The 15,997-nt window shown below is 45.3% G+C and carries 11 protein-coding genes; 4 read left to right on the top strand and 7 right to left on the bottom strand.

Annotated features, from left to right (window positions below):
* Positions 1–40: 40 nt before the first annotated feature.
* From QTP81_RS01265 to QTP81_RS01255, 3 genes are all read right to left on the bottom strand, one after another.
* Positions 41–394: an esterase/lipase family protein gene (locus QTP81_RS01265; RefSeq protein ID WP_289363150.1), complete on the bottom strand. Its 354-nt coding sequence runs from the start codon at positions 392–394 to the stop codon at positions 41–43.
* 172 nt (positions 395–566) lie between these two features.
* Positions 567–2,441, bottom strand: a complete 1,875-nt coding sequence (locus QTP81_RS01260; protein WP_289363149.1) for an MFS transporter — start codon at positions 2,439–2,441, stop codon at positions 567–569.
* Positions 2,438–3,055: a TetR-like C-terminal domain-containing protein gene (locus QTP81_RS01255; protein ID WP_289363148.1), complete on the bottom strand. Its 618-nt coding sequence runs from the start codon at positions 3,053–3,055 to the stop codon at positions 2,438–2,440. Before QTP81_RS01255 ends, QTP81_RS01260 begins: the two co-directional genes overlap by 4 nt.
* A gap of 170 nt (positions 3,056–3,225) precedes the next feature.
* Between QTP81_RS01255 and QTP81_RS01250 the strand changes: the two genes are divergently transcribed.
* The 4 genes from QTP81_RS01250 (at position 3,226) to QTP81_RS01235 (ending at position 9,183) form a co-directional block, all read left to right on the top strand.
* Positions 3,226–5,247 carry a VIT and vWA domain-containing protein gene (locus QTP81_RS01250; protein ID WP_289363147.1) on the top strand — a complete coding sequence of 674 codons (2,022 nt, stop codon included), beginning with the start codon at positions 3,226–3,228 and terminating at the stop codon, positions 5,245–5,247.
* 239 nt (positions 5,248–5,486) lie between these two features.
* A complete protein-coding gene (locus QTP81_RS01245; protein WP_289363146.1) occupies positions 5,487–6,359 on the top strand; it encodes a hypothetical protein in 873 nt (290 codons plus the stop codon).
* 91 nt (positions 6,360–6,450) lie between these two features.
* Positions 6,451–7,194, top strand: a complete 744-nt coding sequence (locus QTP81_RS01240) for a metallophosphoesterase (protein ID WP_289363144.1) — start codon at positions 6,451–6,453, stop codon at positions 7,192–7,194.
* 138 nt (positions 7,195–7,332) lie between these two features.
* On the top strand, positions 7,333–9,183 hold the full coding sequence (locus QTP81_RS01235; RefSeq protein WP_289363143.1) for a S8 family serine peptidase: 1,851 nt from the start codon (positions 7,333–7,335) through the stop codon (positions 9,181–9,183).
* 75 nt (positions 9,184–9,258) lie between these two features.
* Here QTP81_RS01235 and QTP81_RS01230 read toward each other — a convergent pair whose 3' ends face one another.
* The 4 genes from QTP81_RS01230 to QTP81_RS01215 all read right to left on the bottom strand — a co-directional run bounded on the left by QTP81_RS01230 (position 9,259) and on the right by QTP81_RS01215 (position 15,974).
* Complete coding sequence (locus QTP81_RS01230; RefSeq protein WP_289363142.1) at positions 9,259–10,722, bottom strand: SLC5 family protein; 1,464 nt, start codon at positions 10,720–10,722, stop codon at positions 9,259–9,261.
* A gap of 9 nt (positions 10,723–10,731) precedes the next feature.
* Positions 10,732–11,496 (bottom strand): SapC family protein, encoded by a 765-nt coding sequence (locus tag QTP81_RS01225; RefSeq protein ID WP_289363141.1) that lies wholly within the window; start codon positions 11,494–11,496, stop codon positions 10,732–10,734.
* A gap of 20 nt (positions 11,497–11,516) precedes the next feature.
* The gene (locus QTP81_RS01220) at positions 11,517–13,040 is read right to left on the bottom strand and encodes a tryptophan halogenase family protein (protein ID WP_289363140.1); all 1,524 of its coding nucleotides are present in this window, start codon (positions 13,038–13,040) and stop codon (positions 11,517–11,519) included.
* 171 nt (positions 13,041–13,211) lie between these two features.
* A complete protein-coding gene (locus QTP81_RS01215; protein ID WP_289363139.1) occupies positions 13,212–15,974 on the bottom strand; it encodes a TonB-dependent receptor in 2,763 nt (920 codons plus the stop codon).
* Between the last annotated feature and the right edge of the window lie 23 nt (positions 15,975–15,997).

The following is a 15,997-nucleotide window of genomic DNA, read 5'->3' as shown; positions in this document are numbered from 1 at the left end:
TGATATTTTTCCGCGCTGCATAGCGCTTCCCCGGTGCCGTTTATTTGGGCCCTCCAGTAACAGGAGTGCCCATTGTAATAACTTCTCTTACTACGTCGGGAAACAGTCGAGCAACTTCCCTACACAGAACGCCGCCAAGGCTCCACCCAATAAGCGTGATGGGCTTGTCTAAGGCTGAGCTCAGTTCGAGTGTTTGTCTGCCTAAACGAACGATATCTTCATCCACATCGCCGTTATTTCTGCCCAAATTCCAGTCGTAAGCTTCGTAACCTAATTTATTGAGAAATCCTTTCAAAGGCCGCATCGACCATTTATCAGCCATAAAGCCTGGAGCTAACAATACTGGGCGACCGTCGCCTTTTGGCATCGATAACAGTGTTGGTAGCGTAGCCAACGTTTGTAGCCAATCAAGCGGAGCTTGTAGTTCTCGCAGTGATAATCGTCCTGGGGGGGCGCCAGTTCATTTAGCATAATTATTACCTTGCTTGAGATCACTAACGTTTACGCTGGGGTAACAGGATTGGTTTAGTATTTACTCACTTGCATACCGGAATTCATCTAGTTCTTCATTGGTATTCTCCACGTAACTGCTGGACCTTGTCTTGCAACATTTCAGCATTAGCTGAAGTCGCTGCAACTGGCTCGGAAGCCACTATTTTCACCTTCGACCAAAAACGTTTGCCGGATTTGAAAATACCGCTGCCGTGGTGACTAAAGAACGAGCCCCATAAGCCTTGAATCGCCATAGGTACAACGGGCACTGGCGTTTCTTCAAGGATCCTCTCTACGCCTTTTTTAAACGGATTAATATCACCGCTGCGCGTCAATTTACCTTCTGGGAAGATACACACTACGTTACCGTCGTCGAGCTCGGCTTTAATTTGTTTAAATGCGTTTTCAAAGGTTTCTTCGTTTTTCGCTTTGGCGCAAATTGGAATGGTTTTGGCAAGTTTGAACAACCAACCTAAAGCCGGATTTTTAAAGATCCCTTCATCCATAACAAAGCGGATTGGACGCCGACAAGCCCCAGCAAGCAACATGGCATCAACATAGCTCACGTGATTACACACAATCAACGCGGCACCTTCATCGGGAATGTTGTTTAAATCTTCATGAGTGACGCGATACATACTGTGGCCCAACATCCAAATAACAAAGCGCAACACGAATTCGGGCATCTGGCTATAAACGTACACCGCGACGACCGCATTAAACACGGCCAGCACTAGGAAATACTCAGGGATCGAAAGCTCCATTACACCAAGTAGCACGATGCCTGAAAATGCACTGCCCACCATAAATAAGGCATTGAATATGTTGTTCGCACTGATAACGCGAGCGCGCTCTTGTGGCTTGGCACGTTGTTGCAACAACGCATATAACGGTACGATAAAGAAACCACCAAAAATGCCAATTAGGGATAAATCAATTAATACACGCCAAGCATAGGCTTGTTCAAAGAAGGCCCCTGCAGCAAGGATTTGATCACCTACATTGGCCGGTGTAGCAAAGTATAAATCAATGCCAAATACTGTTAGACCAATAGAGCCAATAGGCACTATTCCTAGCTCGATCTTGTGCCCAGACAAGCGCTCGCACAGCATTGAACCGACAGCCACGCCGATGGTAAATGCACACAATAAGACTGTGACAACTGAGCTGTCGCCGCCGAGTGAATTCTTTGCGAAGTTTGGAAACTGCGTGAGATAACCCGCACCGAGAAACCAAAACCAGCTGATGGCTAAGATAGAAAGATAAATAGGGCGTTGTTCAAAACAAATACGCATGGCTTGCTTGGTTTGTCGAACCGGCTGCCATTTATAAGGTTTTGCTTCGTTCTCCATTGGGACTGCGGGCACTTTGCGCGCAGATAAATATCCAGCAATGGAAGTGCCAACGAGCACACAGGATACGGCGAACAGCGTTTGTTCCAAGCCCATAAGTAGGCCGGCGCCGATTGTGCCGAGTAAGATTGCCACGAAAGTGCCCATTTCAACCAGCGCGTTGGCGCCTATCAATTCTTCCTCATTTACGAGCGATGGCAAAATGGCGTATTTCACTGGCCCAAAAAAGGCAGACTGCGTACCCATCAAAAACAACAAGCCTAATAACACCATGTACAGCTCGTAGTAAAAGGCAATCGCAGCAAACGACATCAGTAGGATTTCAGCTAGCTTCACCCAGCGAATGATACGTGATTTTTCCATGTTGTCGGCCAGTTCTCCGGCACTGGCTGAAAACAGAAAAAACGGCAAAATAAATAGGCCTGCCGCTAAATTCATCAAAATGTCTGTGGACATGGGGAGATTACTGGCAGCGGTAAACGCCATCAGCAGCATCAGTGAGTTTTTAAAAATATTATCGTTAAATGCACCTAAGGCCTGCGTCAGGAAAAAAGGTAAAAAACGTCGAGTGGTAAGTAATTCAAATTGAGAGCTCATCGTTTTTCTCCCTGTGCACTTTTCCACGCCAGTAAGTAGTTGTCGAGCAAGTCAACAAGCATCTCATTTGGGTTGGTGTTGGTGTTCAATGACAGCTTGTCATCCAGAGCCAAAAGCGTGATCCCGTGAACGCTAGCCCATAAGGTATTAGCTGATAACAGTGTTTGCTCAGCGTTCACTTGGCTGTTCATACCGGTAAGGCAATTAGCCACAAGGCTGAATAATTGATTGATCCGGTGTTGCATCCAATCCGGAATATCCATACCGGCAGGTAATTTGTGTTCAAAGACTAGGGTCCAAAGGTGCGGCTGTTTGCAGGCAAAAGCACAATAGGCTTCGGCGATTGCGTATAAACGCTGTTCCGGATCCGTAAATTTTTGTTCCAGAGGTGTTAGTGTTGCCATCAACCTGTCTAGTGTACGAGCGTTGACTTTAAGCAGTAGCATCGACCAATTTTTATAGGTATGGATCAGAGTGCTAGGTGCATAGCCAATCATCTTGGCAACTTTGCGCAGGCTCAGCTGCGAAGCTGGTAGGTGAGTTAGAAATTCTTCTACCTGCGTCAGAACGAGTTCGTTGAATTCTTCAGGGTTATGGTCGTTTCTTCTACCCATTTCAGGCGTTTTCCAAATGCTTATTGAACAGTGTTTTTTTAGATTAGCCCCAAAAAATGAGTTGGTCAATAGTTACACAAAAAATAATTGAACACTGTTTTATTTTTCTTGACTTTTATCGAACGGTGTTCAATATTTCAAATCGAACACTGTTTTATAGGAGATAAATAATGTTCCGAATTAAAACTTTTTTATTGTTTTTAACTACCTCTTTGTTTGCTCAAGTCTCACAAGCCGCGGGGCTGTTAACGCCTATTGGTAGCTCAGAGAGCTTGGATATCAAGAGTCACAATGTAGAAGTTACCGCAGACCACAGTTTCGCAGTGATAGAAATTGAACAAGTGTTTAGCAATCCTCACACCGCTCCTCTGGAGGCGATCTATTCTTTCCCAGTACCAGAACAAGCCAGTGTTGGAGAATTTACCTACTGGATAAATGGCACCCCGGTGCACGCCGAAGTGCTAGAGCGAAAGGAAGCTAGGCAAGTGTATGAAGATCAAAAGGCGCAAGGTAGAAACGCTGCGCTGGTTGAGAAAAACACATTTATTGATTTTCAGATTAGCGTTAGCCAAGTTCAACCCGGCCAAGATGTCAGAATTAAATTAGTCTATATCCAGCCAGTAAATGTCGATCACGGCATCGCCAGATTTGTTTATCCATTGGAGTCTGGAGGTACCGATGAGGTACAGAAGGCGTTTTGGACTGCTAACGAAGTGGTTCAGCAAGATTTTGAGTTTAACTTTGCGTTAAACAGCAGCTATCCAGTGGATGAATTTAGATTACCTGCGCATCCGCAAGCATACATTTCACAAACGACTGCTAAACAATGGAGTGTGAGTATGTCCAATCGTGATCCGGTAACGGAAGGACGTCAGCCATTTAGCCTTGATCAAGACATCATGGTTTATTGGCGCTTAGCTTCAGACCTGCCCGGCAGTGTTGACATGATGACCTATCGCGCGGAAGGTCAAAAGCGCGGAACGTTTATGATGACTATGACACCGGGGAATGATCTTGAGGCGTTAAATCAAGGCCGCGATTGGATCGTTGTACTCGACTATTCGGGCTCTATGGAGGGTAAATACCAAACGCTGCTGCAAGGAGTGCGAGAGGGTTTTCAAAAATTCTCACCCAACGATCGCGTAAAAGTCATTGTGTTTAGTGATCGAGCGACTGTGATAGGTAGTGATTTCACACCGGCAATTCCCAGTGAACTGGAAGCGCTTATGCGCAGTCTTGAGTTGCAGCAACCGGGTGGTGGTACGAATTTATATGCTGCTTTAGATAAGGCAATGAATGAGCTGGACAGTGATCGCACTAGCGCAATTTGGTTAGTCACGGACGGAGTAGCCAATGTTGGTGAAACGCAGCAACAGAGCTTTTTATCCTTGATGAACAAAAGCGACGTTCGCTTGTTTACGTTTATTATGGGTAATGGAGCAAACACACCATTGCTTACTAGCTTGACTCGCATGAGCAATGGTTTCGCAATTCACGTATCGAATAGCGATGATATTGGCGGCGTATTACTTAATGCCGCTAGTAAGGTTAATCATCAATCGCTACGCGATATCAAGGTAGAATTCTCAGGTGTTAAAGTGGCCGATGTGCAACCTGTGGAAATCGGTTCGCTATATCGCGGTCAACAATTAGTATTATTCGGACACTACTGGGGAGAAGGTGAACTTGCCGTTGAGTTAAACGCCAAGCGCGGTACAGAGCAAGTAAGCTATTCAAGCCGCTTTGATATTCCCAGTCACGGTGAGCAGTTCCCCGAATTGGAGCGGTTATGGGCGTTTAGCCAGATAGAGACACTTTTGCAACAGCAACAAGACTATGGTCAAGATGCTGACCGCCAAGATGCCATTGTAGATCTGGCCGTTGAGTATGGCTTGGTTACCGATTATACCTCGATGCTGGTGGTAGAAGACGATGTATTTGATGCATTGGGCATTGATCGCCGCAACAGTGAGCGCATTGCGCGCGAGCAGCGTGCGAGAGAAAACCGTGCCAACAACCCATTGAGTAACACTCGGGTTGATGCTGATAAACCGATGTTTGATCAACCAAGAGCAACCTATGCAAATGGTTCGGGCGGAAGCTTAGGTATTGGTCTAGTGCTATTTGTGGTAATTGTATTTGGCTATCGAAAGTACAGCCAACTTAAATTACGACTGCAACAAATGAGTTAATTGTTCAGCAAGGGCCTTCGTATGCAAAGGCCCTTGCTTTTACTAATAATTCGAATATTGCTAATATTAACGTCAGTTTTTTTTACACTTTACCTGCGTCGAATTAGCTACAACTCACTAACTGTATGAAATTTATACGGTTGTAAAAGTGGGCCCGATTATTGCAATGTACAGCGTAAGAACTTTGTACTGCAAAAAATGCAGCGAACGCGTATATCGCTAGAAGAAAGGAAACTACAGTGAATATTAAGAAAATTTTATTTTCGATTGCCATAACGACAGCTAGCTTCTCAAGCTACGCGACGATGGTAACGAGCAACGGTTTGTGTGATCCGTCCACAGTCCAAATTACGGTTATCGAAACCAATCCGGGTGGCGATGCCGTAACTGGTATGTCCTATCCGATCGATTCAACAAAATGTTTGGGTTATGTGACCAACCCGCACAATGACTGGGGTAATTCACCTAATCCAAATAATGGTTTACTCGGTGAAGGCTTGTTAAATGGCGAGTTGAACAAAGACGGGTATTTTATCCCCGGTGATTACTTTTTAACGAATCCAAATGACTCCTTAGTGGACTTGGATGGTGACGACGACTTTACCGATCCAGGTTGGATTCGTCTTGGCGGTGTCGATGATATCGAAGATAACGATGTGCAATTGAACTTTGAGTATGACTCAATTAATGGTTACAACATTGGCCAAGTTATCAATATGCAGTTTTCGATGAATGGCACATGGTCATTGTCTGTTGACCCATCGGCAATCCCTTTTGCAACAAACGCGCTGGGTCGTCCAACAGTATTTGACCACCTTGCATTCGTAATGAAAGGGCCAAATAGCGGTAGTTCCACTAGTGGTTGGGCTGTTTATGATTTCAACTTCTACGATCTTATCGATTCCGGTTTAAATATTAGCCTTGGTGATACGGCCTATTCATTTGAAGGTACGTGGGATTCAAGCACTATTTTCGGTGGTCAACGTCTGTCTCATTTCAGTGTTTGGGCGCATGATCCTCCAGGCGTATCAGTGGATGAACCTGCACTACTCGGTTTGTTTGCATTGGGTTTAGCCTTAGTTGGTTTTCGTCGCAAGAGTCGCAACGCTTAACAACCACTAAATCTAGTTACTAGTTGAAGAAGCCAATCGATTTAGATTGGCTTTTTTGTTTATTATGCATATTAAAAAGTTTGTTTAAGCGATGCTTTTCAACCGATTCAAGGTAGTCAATCAATCTGAGCACGGCCGAATTTTCGCGGTTGGAGATGTACACGGGTGTCTAGATGAACTCAAGGAATTATTGGCGCTGGTGAAGTTTGACACCAGTACTGACCAGTTGGTTTTTGTTGGGGATCTCGCTGACCGCGGCAAACAAAGCTTAGCTACCTTAGAGTTTGTGTTAGACAAACCTTATTTTCATATAGTGGCGGGTAACCATGAGCACCTGCTCTGTGAACATGTGAATGGACCCATTGCTTTGTCGAAAAAGTTTCTCAAGTATTGGCTCGCCGAAGATGGATATTGGACCCACGCAGTTGATGATGCTGAGTTAACGCAAGTTTGCCGTAAACTCTCAGAGCAATGTTATTACATAGTTGAAGTGGCTACTGTTTGCGGCACAAGGTTTGGTATTACACACGCAGGTTATGATGAATCAAACTGGTATAGGGTTGAGCAGAGCTATCCAGATGATTTTTATGGCTTGTTAATGTGGTCTAGAAAGCGTGCTGGCGGCACATTTCAAACCATTTCAGCAATAAGCGGCATTGATTTTACTGTGCACGGTCACACCATATTTGAGCGACCACAATTCAAAGGTGACTCTTTATTCATTGATACAGGCTGCGCACTCGGTGGGAGACTCACTGCGGTAGATTTAGGCGCTTTTGCAGCGCAACAACAATTCAATTCAGACACACTATTCAGCGTTACTCGGCATCGATAACTTTGGCGAAGACACAACTCACAAGGTGCATTCTTGTGTCGGGCCTATTCTAAAATTTAAACTTTTTTGTAATAAATCTCCATGCCATAAGACTAAAGCCATTGAAGAGACAATTCGTTAAATACTAAAGGAGTGAATATGCGAATTCTTATCGGTTTTGTAGCTGCAGCTTGTATTGGATATTGCAGTGATGCACTGGCTGAAGAGGCGAGTACCAAGCAGGTTATCCGTAGCGAAGCAGACATACCACGTGTAACTATTCAATTATTAGACAAGCCCAGTGTAATGGTACGCGAGGGCGGTGCGGGATTGGAGGATATGGTACGTCAGCTCGAGGACTATGCTACTGATCTAAGTGACAACTACACCATAGAAGATGCGACAACCCAGAAGGAACTATTATCACTGCAGCGCACGATTGCCATGCATTACGCGCGATGGGAAGAAGCATTATCTTACACCCCCATGATTCAAGCGCTAGAAGAAAAAGCGGCTGCCAGAGAATCCCAAGGTATTACTTCTGACCCGGTTGCGATAGCCATGCAACAGAGTGCAGCGAATGATGCGATTTCATTTGAGCAGGCCTTTACAGTGGCGTTTGCGGAACGCCTGAATGATATCGATGTTGAGATTGCTCGGGATAACTTGGAGCAACTTTTGGGCACAATGAAAATTGTCAGCACCGACTTACTGTTAGGTTCTTTTGAAAGTCAAATGGACCCCGTAGCCGCCAATATGGGAAATAATGTACCTGCTAATCTGGCTACAGCAATTTTAAGTTCCCGTATAAGCCTCATTACACTAGAGCAAATAAAGGGGCCTATCATTAGTGAAATCACCGCCGTGCTTGAGGCCCTACCTACTATTGAGCAAGTTGACCTATGGTCACAGCGAGCCTCTCAAGTAGACAATGGCAGCGAAGTTATCGTAGCAATTTGGGATACAGGCGTTGACTCTGCCCTACAAGGTGACCGTATGTGGGTAAACACTGACGCTAAAGCCGGCGAATATCAGTATGGGTTAGCGTTTGGCTATGACTATGAATTGGAACCAGTAAGCTTGCTTCCAAAAGCGAATAAGTATGTCGATGAGTTGGACGACATGCTGGATCTACTAAAAGGCATTCAAGATTTACAAAGCGGTATAAACAGTGATGAAGCCGGTCGCGCTCAACAAGCAATGGCTGCACTGAAGCGCGAGGAGGTATTGGACTTTCAAGAGCGCTTGACGGTTTTGGGAAGTTACATTCACGGTCAGCATGTCGCAGATATAGCTGCTCAGAATCTGACTTCAGTAAAATTAATGAATATTCGAATGTCATGGCCAGATGATCCGATCCCGACCCAACCTATGGATGAAGCGTACGTCGCGAAGTTAGTCGATGCGGCAAAGCAAGCAACACAGTTTATGCAGGAAAATGGGGTAAAAGTTGCCAATATGAGCTGGCGTTTAACTCGCCCCATGATTGAAGGAATGTTGGTCGCAACGGGTACTGAGACAGATCCCGCTGTTGCGCAAGCTCGGGCAGCGAAGATATTTGAACAACTAAGCGTTGGGCTTACCGAAGCCTTTGCTGCAGCGCCAGATGTTCTATTTATTGCCGGTGCGGGTAATGAAGATGAGAATGTTGAATTCGTTCAGTCGGTCCCTGCGGGATTAAATCTGGATAATTTGATTACGGTCGGCGCTGTTGACCAAGCGCTCAACCCTGCCGGCTTCACTTCCTTTGGCCAATCTATTGATGTGTATGCCAATGGGTTTGAAGTTTTAGGTCGAGTGCCTAGTGGTAAAGAGTTGCACCTATCGGGTACGTCAATGGCCGCACCTCAGGTTGCTAATATCGCCGCAAAAATGTTTGCAGTTAACCCTGGACTCACGGTCACTGAAGCGATTGCGATTCTTAACAACGCGACAACAACTGACGGTGAGCAAGCCTTGAAGGTTGTGCATGATAAGCGCGCTGTAGAAGCGGCCGCGAGTGCAAAGTAGAATTTTATTACCCCCCCCCCGCGCCGAGCGTCATCCCGCACTTGGTGCGGGAACTTCACTGCGAATCTGTAAAGGTTAACTTGGCTCGGGGCCTTTTAACGCGGCTAAGGTAAATACTGGAACCTGCTTGTAAACCAGCCAGTTCAACAGCAATGACAAACTCACACAGCTGATAAGCGTGATAAACATCAAGTGGATAAAGTGTAAACCGAATGGCGCATGTATGGGTGACCCTTCAAAGCTCAATAGTGCATATAAGGCTACGCCAAATATCACTGAGAAGATGCCTGCGTGCGCATGCACGTTTTTAAACACAAGTCCCAAGATAAACACTGATAAAATCGGCATGCTGAGAAGACCATAGAGTTGCTGGATCAGGTTAATAATGCTCTCTGCTTGGGCATAAACCTGTACCAAAATCAAAGACAATACCGTAATTAGAATAGTTACAAAGCCACTCAATACAGGCACGTTAGGATTGTCATTTATATAGGACTCGTGAACGTCGCAGACGTACAACGCAGTCGCCGAGTTTAGGTTACTGTTGAAGGTGGTCAACACCGCTGCAGCCATTGCCGCAGCGAAAATACCGCGTAGCCAATCGGGGAGTAAGTCAAAAACAATCGTGCCGTACGCTGCATCGCCGATATCGCCATAAAGCTTGTATGAAACAATACCCGGAATAACAATTATCGCCGGAACAATAAGCAAACGTATTCCGGCCGCTGCAAACACACCTTTTTGTGCTTCACCAATATTGGGCGCGGCCATTGCCCGTTGCGTAATAACCTGATTGGTACCCCAATAGAACATCTGGATAAATATCATACCAGTAAGCAATGTGTGCCATGGGATTGGAGAGTCATTGTCGCCGATTAAGGTTAAGCGCTCTTGTGGAATACCGCTGAAGTCATAATCAATTGCATTTAATGCTAGAAACACAACCAAAATCGCCATTGCGAGTAGCAACACACCTGAGTAAGTATCACTTACCGCTACCGCGCGCAGTCCTCCGAATACCGCATACATTGCGCCAACTATTGCAAAGGCAGCTGCAATGGTCATTAGTGGGATTTCGACGTTAAACATGTTCTTCATAAACAGCGAGCCAGAGTAAATCACTGCTGGGCAGAATATTAGCGCACTACCAAGGAAGAACAATAAAGAGATAATCGCTCGAATGTGCTTATTGTTGTATCGCATTTCAAGCAACTCGGTGGTAGTAGTGCACTCGTAGCGGTAATAAACGGGTAAAAAGACTTTGGCTAGAACAATCAAACCAACAACAGCTGATAATTCCCATAGCGCTAATAGCGCCATTTGATTGCCATTCATACCAACTAATTGATCAGTACTTAAGTTAGTTAGTGTTATTGAGCCTGCTACAAAATACCAAGCCAAACCACCACCGGCCAAAAAGTACTCTTTGTTTTGATTGGATTTCCGATCGCCCTTACCGCGACAGTGCAAGTAGGTAAGAAGACCAATCAGAATGGTCACAAAGAGAAAAACGCCGATTTGTATTGTCTGACTGGTCATAGAGCTCTACTAATTATTAGTTAAGTTTTTACTGACTTCGATTTTTACCTCGGAAATTTTCTCAGTCAGCGAATGAGCATTAAAACGATTAACCAACACATTGACTTGATACAGTGACATCAGAAGTGCGTGAATCGGCATTAAATAACCGGCTTTGCGCAATTCCTCAAATTGTTCTGTATTCATTGTCTGAAGTTGATCTTCATTAATCGTGTAAAGCCCTTGGATTACATTTACTCGTTCATTGTCGTACTTCACTTGCAGGTCAACTGATTTGAGTAAGTTGTGTTTTTCCATCGCCTGCAGGAATCCGTGGGTTTGACGCACCATGTTTAGCTCGCTCTCCAGTAATTTGCTCTTTTCCATCAGCAGACTGGTGGCTTTGCCATCCTCGGTAAACAGTGGTTCGCCGCCAGAGGTTGCAAAGCATTCGCTAGAACTATCAAAACCCACTGTAAATTGATTTGGATCTTCTGGGCGTTGCATTAGATACAGCGGTAGGGTTTGGAGACCAATGGGACGAAATACGGGATCCCAGTGGCCGTTTGAAACATACAGATTGTGACCGGCAACTAGGTTAGTCAATGCTGAAATTGACAAGCGTCCATTGATGCTATTGCGCGAGATAAATACTGGAAAGCAAGTAGCCGCGTTGGCGATCTCTGTGGCATGCACATTCATCATGTGTTGCTTGCTAATTTGTTGCATTACAGCATCCGGCACGATGTGTAAGTCTTTGTGTTGGGCGCTGGTTAGTTCGGTTAAAGTAGCCATGAGTAAAATGATTTCCTGAATTAGTTAGCGGCGAGCCATTGCTCAATGTAGTCGCGGTGAGCAGGCAACTGATCCAACATCTGCTGGGTGACCTGCTGGTTGCGCTGCATAATAAGCTCTGCTTGTTGGCGTTGCGCGTATAAGTGCGGTTGTAAATTGAAATTTGGCTTAAAGCCCATTCCATACAAGACATATTGATAACTTGCCGCAGGAAATAATTCAATTGCGCTGTCGAAATCCGCTTGGGTTGGCCCACGAAATCCCCATACGGATAAATCTTCACGCAGAGATTCAGGAATGGATTCTGGCTGTATGTGTGCTTGCCAGTAGGGTTCTGAACGTTGCGTTAGCATGTAATGCAACTTCAAGAAGTCGATGATTCGGGTCCAGCGATATTGCATTTGCTTGTTAAAGCGTTTTGCAATAGTGGTCATAATGGTGGTATCTGGCGGTAAGTTCTCTGCGACAAAACGCGAAGACATTTCTACCAGCATAATTGCAGTTGCTTCTAGCGGTTCAACGAAACCTGCCGCCATCCCGATCGCCACGCAGTTCTTCTCCCAAAACCATTCGCGATGGCCTGACTTAAAGCCAATCTTGCGTACACTAATATCGTGACTTGTCTCGCCTATGTAACGACGCAAGTTAGCTTCGGCCTCGTCATCGTTTAAGAACTTGCTACTGTATACGTGGCCAACTCCACGCCGATGAGTTAAACCAATATCCCAAATCCAACCCGCATTCTGCGCGGTGGCAATAGTATGCGAGGCAATGGGGTCGCTTGCAGACTCATAGGGCACATGGCAGGCAAGTGCCGAATCATTAAATAAGTACTGGTCAGCGCTAACCCATGGCACACCGAGTTCTTCACCCAGTAAAAGCGATTTAAAGCCGGTGCAATCGATAAATAGGTCGGCTTCAATTTCTTGCTGGTCGCCCAAGGTTACGCTAGCAATATTGCCATTCTCTGCCCGATTAATTTGCTCTACAGTGCCAATAATTTGGGTTACACCTAGCATTGTTTTGCAGTGGTGCTTGAGTAACTCAGCAAATTCACCCGCATCGAGGTGATAAGCATAATTACATTGGCCGGAATACTCAGCCTCTGAAATAGTGCGTGGCGCTAAGCCTGCTTCACATACATGGTGCTGAAAGTTTGTCTGCACTGCGTAGTCTTCAATATTGTCGACATAAGGCGCTAAATCCATGCGGCCATAGCCCATTGGCACGGTAAACGGGTGGTAGTAAAAATCTTCATTACCTTTTACCCATTCGACAAACTTTCCACCTTGTTTAAATACGGCATGACAGTGACGAAATAAGTCTGCCTCTTTGATACCGATATCTCGTAAGGTGTTTTTCATGGTCGGCCAAGTGCCCTCGCCAACGCCAACGGTAGGAATATCACTTGATTCAACCAGAGTGATAGTCAGTGTTTTATCTACTGTAGTTGCTTGTTTGTGTTGCGCAGCGATAACCGCTGCAGCCAGCCACCCGGCTGTTCCGCCACCGATAATTGCAATGCGTCGGATTGTATTACTCATGTTATTGCTCGAAAACAGAAGAAGAAAACATAACGATAAAAGTAGTTAGTTAGAATGTAAACGCGTCTTATCGATAGGCTTTTATGTCCGCTATTTAGCTTAAAAGGTGGCGGCAATAAATGCCGCCACGGGTACACACTAGACCTTTCGACCTAGTACAGAACGGGAGTTCTAGAACTTCGCACGTACACCTAGCGCAAAGCGTGAACCGTTGTCCTCAATTGAGTACGTTTGGTCAGCAAAGCGGCCAGTTTGAACCAGTTCTTCTTCAGTAATATTGATACCTTCGAAGAAAACTGTGAAGGTTTCGTCAATGTCATAACTGGCACTGATATCCCATTGGCCAAAGCTTTCAGTGTTAACAGGTTCGCCGTTAAAACCGTTGTCGATTTGACGTAGGAATGCTTCACGATTGTTGTACGCTATCCGCGCTTGGAAGTTGTCTTTCTCGTAGAACAAGATCAAGTTTTGTGAGTCACCTAGGCCTGGTAGCGCAAAGGTTAGGTTCTCATCTGCGTTAACTTCAATGTCGCTGTCTACGATTGTTGCGTTAGCTTGGATACCGAAACCATTTTCCCAGGCGTGGGTCCATGCAATTTCGTAACCGGTAACACGAGCTGATTCGCTGTTCTGAGGACGTGTAACTAGATAAGTCTCTTGCAAACCAACGAGTTCAGTGGCTAGAGTGCTTGGGTCAACATCACACTGCGCTGAGTTAGTTGGATTACAGCGAGCACCTGGCTGACCTTCGCGGTCTGATAAGGTATATAGCTCTTCACCCGTCAAAGAAATAATGAAGTCTTGAACTTCCTTATTGAACACCGCGAATGAGAATAAGCTAGTATCAGCGTAATACCACTCGTATGAGATATCCCAGTTTTCAGAAGTGAATGGCTTCAAGGTTGGGTTACCGCCTTGAGCTGTCAAGTTCTGACGACGTGGCTCATTAAATGTAGTTGCGGGTGATAGTTGACTAACAGTTGGGCGCGTTAATGAATCGTATACAGCAAAACGCAACACCATGTCATCAGTCAGCTCAAATTTCACGTTTACAGAAGGCAATAAGTTGGCATAACTTCCGCCTTCAACGATTTGCTCAGCTGGACCAAATACGTTACTAAATAAGGTAAGGTCAGTCGTAGGGATGATATCAGTTAAGAACGACTGTGATGCCTCCACATCGATATCTGTCTCGGAGTAACGTGCGCCAATGTTAATCATAATTGGCATATCGTCTAAGTCATACTCGAACGTGAAATCCATGTACAAGCTAGTGATTTCTTCGTTCACCGTGTAACCGTTGCCTTGCAATGTAGGTACGATTGGGAAGCCTTGGTCAGCGAGATACTGAACATAAGCATCACCATCGTAGGTGTAGAATGTATCAATCAAGCCGGGGAAGAAGTTCTCTGCCGTGAACGGACGGAAGTTAATCACATCATTTGGCGCTGGGGTACCGTATCCACAGAACGCACACTGGTTACCGAAGATTTGGAATGCAGACTTTTCACGATCTTGTAAGTATGCACCAAAACGTGCCTGCGTAAATGTGCTGCTATCTGGCAAGTAAGTGAAGTCTGCTTTTGCTTCAGTGATTTTGTCTTCGAATGTAGGTTGGTTACCTTTTTCATTGTAGTGAAGACGAGATAAGCTCGCATCTGGTAAATTACCATTGCCAAAGCCGTCGTGAGTTACTGTTGGGATACCACCGGTACCGTCGAACTCATAATTATTAATAATGCCAACGACGTTAAAGCGGTCTTTACCTGCGCGATCATTCTCTGCTTCAGACGTATTCAAGTCGAATTCTGCAGTAAGAACATCGTTTATCAACCATTCTACATTCAGACCAAAGCCATGGTTGTTAATATCACGGGAATTACGTGTGGTTGATACGAAGTCAGTCGCAGGATTACCAGAACCGCCTACAGGGAAGTTACCAATCTCTTGAGTAAATTGAATCAAAGTACGGGTTTCTGGATTTAACGTACCCGAGCCTACGCGGTCAGGTTCGAACCAAGACGCCAGGTCGGTAACTAGTGAGTCAACTTCAAATTTACTGACAAAACCGTCGGCTGTAATCGTTAAATCGTCAGAAGGTGCGAATTGGAACACTAAGTTGGCATTAGTCCGTGTGCGCTCTTGTTGGTCGACGATTTGATCCCAGTTACGCGGTATATAGGCATTTTCAAACAAAACGCCAGAAGCATTTTGAATGGTTTGGCCTGGTCGCCAACCGGCTGTCTGGATCCGATTGATTTGTACATCGCGCTCTTGGTGCGTTAATGATAACAGCACACCCATGGTGCCATCATTGAATGTGTTGCTCACTAAGCCGGAAAATGCTGGAGAGACTTCTTCTGATAAACTTTCGTAGACACCTTTGACTGAAGCTAGGGCCGTAAAGCCCTCATAATCGAAAGGGCGAGCAGTAATTAGGCTTACTGTGCCCCCAATACCACCTTCTTGCATGGTGGCTGTTGAGGTTTTAAAAACGTCCGCACCAACAATTTGTTCTGCTGAAACGGAGTCAAAGTTAAATTCTCGACCTTGAGTTTCAGAAGCAATTTGACGGCCATTTACTAACACAGTGTTGAATTCTGGACCGAAACCTCGGATGGTTACTGCCTGACCCTCTCCACCATCTCGGTCGATTGATACACCGGTAATACGCTGCAGTGATTCGGCAACGTTCAAGTCAGGGAACTTACCAATATCTTCAGCTTTGATACCATCAGAAACTACCTTCGATGTTTTCTTATCAGCCATCGAAGCTTTAATACTATTTCTAAGGCCTGTGACTTGGATGACTTCAAAGTCATCCGCGCCAGCGGGTTGTTGAGCTAAAGCACTTGGTGCTGCAGAAATAGCACCGGCAACAGCGATGGCGATCGCTGTGTGCTTAAGTAAGAACGGATTCTGCTTGGTTTTCATTGTTGTCCCCTGTTTTGTCCACG

The organism is Neoalteromonas arenosi (assembly GCF_030362855.1).
Taxonomy (GTDB): Bacteria; Pseudomonadota; Gammaproteobacteria; order Enterobacterales; family Alteromonadaceae; genus Alteromonas_E; species Alteromonas_E arenosi.
The sequence above is the reverse complement of the archived record's forward strand: the minus strand, read 5'-3'. Positions and strand labels throughout refer to the sequence as shown.

What these genes read in the sequence shown, in the direction of transcription:
- QTP81_RS01260 (WP_289363149.1), bottom strand. Translation starts at nt 2,441, where the DNA reads ATGAGCTCTCAATTTGAATTACTTACCACTCGACGTTTTTTACCTTTT.
- QTP81_RS01255 (WP_289363148.1), bottom strand. Translation starts at nt 3,055, where the DNA reads ATGGGTAGAAGAAACGACCATAACCCTGAAGAATTCAACGAACTCGTT.
- QTP81_RS01250 (WP_289363147.1), top strand. Translation starts at nt 3,226, where the DNA reads ATGTTCCGAATTAAAACTTTTTTATTGTTTTTAACTACCTCTTTGTTT.
- QTP81_RS01240 (WP_289363144.1), top strand. Translation starts at nt 6,451, where the DNA reads ATGCTTTTCAACCGATTCAAGGTAGTCAATCAATCTGAGCACGGCCGA.
- QTP81_RS01235 (WP_289363143.1), top strand. Translation starts at nt 7,333, where the DNA reads ATGCGAATTCTTATCGGTTTTGTAGCTGCAGCTTGTATTGGATATTGC.
- QTP81_RS01230 (WP_289363142.1), bottom strand. Translation starts at nt 10,722, where the DNA reads ATGACCAGTCAGACAATACAAATCGGCGTTTTTCTCTTTGTGACCATT.
- QTP81_RS01225 (WP_289363141.1), bottom strand. Translation starts at nt 11,496, where the DNA reads ATGGCTACTTTAACCGAACTAACCAGCGCCCAACACAAAGACTTACAC.
- QTP81_RS01220 (WP_289363140.1), bottom strand. Translation starts at nt 13,040, where the DNA reads ATGAGTAATACAATCCGACGCATTGCAATTATCGGTGGCGGAACAGCC.
- QTP81_RS01215 (WP_289363139.1), bottom strand. Translation starts at nt 15,974, where the DNA reads ATGAAAACCAAGCAGAATCCGTTCTTACTTAAGCACACAGCGATCGCC.